A 4,625-nucleotide genomic window follows, 5' to 3' on the forward strand; every position below is an offset into this window, starting at 1 on the left:
GGACGCAATGGTCTGTCAGCGGGGGGCAGGCTGGGTGCTCTGGAGGGTTTCGGCTGTCTGGAGCGCTTCGGGTGCCTGGCGGGCCTGGGCGCGCTGGGTGATGGTGTGGACGGTGGCGGCGGCGATCATTGTCGTGATGCCGCCGAGCCACAGCCCGGCGCGGGCGTTGAGCCGTTCCGAGAGGAAGCCGACCCACAGGGAGCCGAGCGGGGTCGATCCGATCATGATGGTCGTGTAGACGGACATCACCCGCCCCCGGAAGGCCGGGTCGCTGCCCAGCTGGATGCGGTGGTTCGCGGCCTGGGCGAAGAAGATCGCCCCGAAGCCGGTGGCGAACAGGCCCACCGCGGCGGTCGCGAACGTCGGGGCCCAGCCGGTCAGCGTCATCACCAGGCCGAGGCCGAACGCGCCGCCGGTCACCAGCCCGGCCGCCGGCCGGCCGCGCCGTCCGGTCGTCGCCAGCGCCGAGAGCAGCGAACCGGCGGCGAACGCGGTGGTGAGCAGCCCGAACGACGCCGCGTCGGCATGGAACACCGTCCTGGCCAGCAGCGGCAGCGTGAGCTGGAAGTTCATCGCGCACAGGCCGACGGCGGCGGCCAGCGCGAGCGGCAGCGTCAGATCCTGCCGGGACGCGAGGTAGCGCAGCCCGTCCACGATCCGCGTGCCGGTGGCCGGCCGGGTGACCCGGTGCAGCTCCGCGGGGCGCATCATGCGCAGGCCCACCACGGTGGCCAGGTAGCTCACCGCGTTGACCACCATCACCGGGCCGGTGCCGAACGCGGCGATCAGCACGCCGGCGAGCGCCGGCCCGGTCACCCGGGCGACGTTGAAGTACGCGGCGCTCAGCGCCGACGCGTTCGGCAGCAGCTCGGGGCCGACCATCTCGCTGACGAACGCCAGCCGGGCCGGCATCTCGACGGCGTTCACCACGCCCAGCGCCAGCGCGAACAGCTGGATGTGCCACAGCGCGACGCTGTCGGTGAGCACCAGCGCCGCGAGCCCGAGCGCCAGCGTCCCGGAGGCGAGGTTGGCGACGGTGAGCAGCAGCCGCTTGTCGTACCGGTCGGCGAGCCGGCCGCCGATCAGTGTCAGCAGCAGCGACGGGGTGAACTGCAGCGCGGTCACGACACCGAGCGCGCTCGCGGAGTCGTGGGTCAGGCCGAGTACCAGCCAGTCCTGGGCGACGACCATCATCCAGGTCCCCGCGACCGACAGGAGCTGGCCGGCGGCGAAGAGCCGGAAGTTGCGCACGGAAAGGGAACGGAGCGGGTTCACAGCGTCCAGATGACCACAGTCAGTTGACGAGCTCTATGTGGCACGTCGGGCCGGGTGCCTTCGCGAGGCGGGTATCGGCCGTGTAGAGCGGGCAGTCGAGGCTTTCGGCGAGTGCCACGTAGCAGGCGTCATAAGGCGTGACATTGCCTCGGAGCTCGAATACCCGCCGGAGTAGCGGACGGGCCGGGTAACGAGTCAGCGGCAGGGCCATCAGATCGTCGAGAGCGGCGGAGAAACGGGCTGCGTCGATGTCACCTGCCTGCCACCGGCGTCGGAGCACCGATGCCGTCTCGACGTCGGCCAGGTCTGGGACGGCGATGTCGCCGGCGCCGCGGAGGATGTCGCGGGCATGATCGCCGTCCTTGGTGTCGTCGCCGACGGCGTTGGCGAGGACTGAGGCGTCCAGGACGATCAATTTAGTGGCGCTCCGCGTCGAGATCGGCGACCGCCTGTTGGAAGCCGACTCGGCCGCCTGCCCTGGTCGTGATCCGATTGATCACCTCGTCCAGGCTGGGGATCGTTGCCAGCCGGGTGAGCTGGATCGTCAGATACTGCTGCAGCGACTGGCCCGCGTCGCGGGCTCGTTCCTGCAGCCTGTGATGGATGTCGTCAGGAAGGTCGCGAACCACGACAGTCGTCATGCATGCATAATGCATGTCCTCAGATCAACCGCGCAAGCCGTCCGTGCCGTGGAGAGGCGATGATCGCGAACGGTGGTTGCCGCCGACCCTGGGGCGGTCGCGGGCGCGGCCGCGGCAGCGGTGGGCTGTGGGCACGGTGGGTGTCCGGAGCTTTCGGATGGGGTGGCGGTCGCTTATCGTGCCGGTGAGGAGGCGTGCCGTTCGGCTCGCAGAACGCTACTCCCAGTGACGAGTGCTGGGGCTGGGGCTGTCATCATGTTTCTGGCATTTTTCGACAGGTGTCATTTCTCGGTGAGTGCCAGTAGACCGTTTCGGACCCAGGTAGGACCAGACAGGTAGGACCAGACAGGAACGGTTCGTGGCGATCGCCGGTGTTGCCACGCCACCGGTGATCGTGCCGCTCCGGCGCCGCCCGGCACAGAGCCCAGCTCGGTCAAGGAGGAAGAACATGACAGAACGAACAGTGTTCTCACAGGGAGTGACCGCACCCCGGGCGGGCGCGTACCGTGTCGATCCGGCCCGCTCCACGGTGCGTTTCACCACGCGCGGGCTGTTCGGCCTGCTCAAGGTGGTCGGCACCCTGACCGTCCGGGAGGGCTCGATCGTCGTCGCCGACCCGCTGGAGACGTCCACCGTGCGTGCCGTGATCGACGCGACCAGCCTGGACACCGCCAACAGCACCCGGGACAAGCACCTGCGGGAGGCGGGCTTCCTGGACGTCGGGACCTACCCGGACATCACCTTCGTCTCCGAACGGTTCGTGGCGTCCGCGGGCGCCTGGGCCCTCGCCGGCACCCTGACGGTGCAGCGGGTCTCCCGTCCGGTGGAGCTGGCCATCACGGTGGCCGAGCCGGCCAACGGCGAGGTGCGCTTCCAGGCCACCGCGCGGACCGACCGGCACGCGTTCGGCGTCAGCAAGGGCAGGGGCGCGGCCGCCCGCTACCAGGCGATCGACATCGACCTCGTGGCTGTCCTGCTGTAGATGCGGCCGTGGAGGCGGCGGTAGATGCGGCGGTAGAGGCGGCCCGGCCACCGATACGCCGGCGGTGCCCGCGCCGGCGGGACCGCCGGATACCCGCCGGCCGCGGGACCCGTAGGGTGTTGCGGTGTGGCGCTGATCCTTCTGCCTGCCGTGGACGTCGCCGACGGCCGTGCCGTCCGGCTCGTCCAGGGCAGGGCCGGTTCCGAGACCTCCTACGGCGACCCCCGCGAGGCCGCGCTGGCCTGGCAGCGCGACGGCGCCGAGTGGATCCATCTCGTCGACCTCGACGCGGCCTTCGGCCGGGGCTCGAACCGTGACCTGATCGCCGAGGTGGTGCGGTCGGTCGACGTGGCCGTGGAGCTCTCCGGCGGGATCCGCGACGACGGCTCCCTGGACGCGGCGCTGGCGACCGGCGCGGCCCGGGTGAACATCGGCACGGCCGCGCTGGAGAACCCCGACTGGGTGCGCGCGGCGATCGACCGGGTCGGCGACCGGATCGCCGTCGGCCTCGACGTCCGCGGCACCACCCTGTCCGCCCGTGGCTGGACCCGCGACGGCGGCGAGCTGTTCGACGTCCTCGCCCGGCTGGACGCCGACGGCTGCGCCCGCTACGTGGTCACCGACGTCCACCGGGACGGCACCCTCACCGGGCCCAACCTCGACCTGCTGCGTACCGTCACCGCGGCCACGTCCCGGCCGGTGGTCGCCAGCGGCGGGGTGTCGGCGCTGGACGACCTGGTGGCCATCGCGGGTGTGCCGGGCGTCGAGGGCGCCATCGTCGGCAAGGCCCTGTACGCGGGGGCGTTCACCCTGCCCGAGGCGCTGGCGGCCGCCGCCGGCGGGCCCGCGCGCGTCCGGTGACCGTCGCCGTCCGGGTGATCCCGTGTCTGGACGTCGACGCCGGCCGGGTGGTCAAGGGCGTGAACTTCACCGGCCTGCGGGACGCCGGCGACCCGGTGGAGATGGCGAAGCTCTACGACGCCGAGGGCGCCGACGAGCTGACCTTCCTCGACATCACCGCGTCCAGCGGGAACCGTGAGACCACCTATGACGTGGTCCGGCGCACCGCCGAGCAGGTCTTCATCCCGCTGACGGTCGGTGGCGGCGTACGCGCGGTCGATGATGTCGACCGGTTGCTGCGCGCCGGCGCGGACAAGGTCGGCATCAACACCGCCGCGGTCGCCCGCCCGGAGCTGGTCCGCGAGTGCGCGCTGCGGTTCGGCAGCCAGTGCATCGTGCTGTCGGTGGACGCCCGCCGGACCAGGGCCGCGGGCCACCCGGGCTCCCCGGGCTCCGCTGCTTCCTCGGACCCGGCGGGCCCCGCGGGGCCCGGCACGCCCCGGTTCGAGGTGACGACCCACGGCGGCCGTACCGGCACGGGCATCGACGCGGTCGCCTGGGCGGCGCGGGCGGTGGAGCTCGGCGCCGGGGAGATCCTGCTGAACTCGATGGACGCCGACGGGACCAGGGACGGCTACGACCTGGAGATGATCGCCGCGGTGCGCGCGGCCGTGGACGTGCCCGTCATCGCCAGCGGCGGGGCGGGACGGCTGGCGGACTTCGCCCCGGCGGTTGCCGCCGGCGCCGACGCGGTGCTCGCCGCGAGCGTTTTCCACTTCGGTGACCTGCGTATCGGCGCGGTCAAGGACGCGCTGCGCGCCGCCGCGGTACCGGTCCGCTGAACGCGCCGCCCCGCCTGGGCGCGGCAGTCCTGGGCACACCGCCCC

The 4,625-nt window shown here is 72.2% G+C and carries 6 protein-coding genes; 3 read left to right on the plus strand and 3 right to left on the minus strand.

Going from position 1 to position 4,625, the window contains the following annotated elements:
- Positions 1–15: 15 nt before the first annotated feature.
- Genes AC5LUJ_RS18585 through AC5LUJ_RS18595 form a run of 3 tightly spaced genes read right to left on the minus strand, consistent with a single transcriptional unit; the run spans position 16 to position 1,916 of the window.
- Complete coding sequence (locus tag AC5LUJ_RS18585; RefSeq protein ID WP_250285878.1) at positions 16–1,275, minus strand: MFS transporter; 1,260 nt, start codon at positions 1,273–1,275, stop codon at positions 16–18.
- 19 nt (positions 1,276–1,294) lie between these two features.
- Positions 1,295–1,690: a type II toxin-antitoxin system VapC family toxin gene (locus AC5LUJ_RS18590; RefSeq protein WP_250285877.1), complete on the minus strand. Its 396-nt coding sequence runs from the start codon at positions 1,688–1,690 to the stop codon at positions 1,295–1,297.
- A gap of 1 nt (position 1,691) precedes the next feature.
- A complete protein-coding gene (locus AC5LUJ_RS18595) occupies positions 1,692–1,916 on the minus strand; it encodes a FitA-like ribbon-helix-helix domain-containing protein (RefSeq protein WP_250285876.1) in 225 nt (74 codons plus the stop codon).
- Positions 1,917–2,364: 448 nt separating this feature from the next.
- Here AC5LUJ_RS18595 and AC5LUJ_RS18600 point away from each other — a divergent pair, with 448 nt between their 5' ends.
- The 3 genes from AC5LUJ_RS18600 to hisF all read left to right on the plus strand — a co-directional run bounded on the left by AC5LUJ_RS18600 (position 2,365) and on the right by hisF (position 4,580).
- Positions 2,365–2,898, plus strand: coding sequence for a YceI family protein (locus AC5LUJ_RS18600; protein ID WP_250285875.1), 534 nt, complete (start codon positions 2,365–2,367; stop codon positions 2,896–2,898).
- Positions 2,899–3,024: 126 nt separating this feature from the next.
- On the plus strand, positions 3,025–3,759 hold the full coding sequence (gene priA / locus AC5LUJ_RS18605; protein ID WP_250285874.1) for a bifunctional 1-(5-phosphoribosyl)-5-((5-phosphoribosylamino)methylideneamino)imidazole-4-carboxamide isomerase/phosphoribosylanthranilate isomerase PriA: 735 nt from the start codon (positions 3,025–3,027) through the stop codon (positions 3,757–3,759).
- On the plus strand, positions 3,756–4,580 hold the full coding sequence (gene hisF / locus AC5LUJ_RS18610; RefSeq protein ID WP_493465372.1) for an imidazole glycerol phosphate synthase subunit HisF: 825 nt from the start codon (positions 3,756–3,758) through the stop codon (positions 4,578–4,580). The genes priA and hisF overlap by 4 nt, the downstream gene beginning before the upstream one ends.
- The last annotated feature ends 45 nt before the right edge of the window (positions 4,581–4,625 follow it).

It is taken from the genome of Protofrankia sp. CiP1_Cm_nod3 (assembly GCF_982290655.1).

Excerpts from the sequence above, each read along its gene's own strand:
- AC5LUJ_RS18600 (WP_250285875.1), top strand. The coding sequence starts at position 2,365 with ATGACAGAACGAACAGTGTTCTCACAGGGAGTGACCGCACCCCGGGCG.
- AC5LUJ_RS18595 (WP_250285876.1), bottom strand. The coding sequence starts at position 1,916 with ATGACGACTGTCGTGGTTCGCGACCTTCCTGACGACATCCATCACAGG.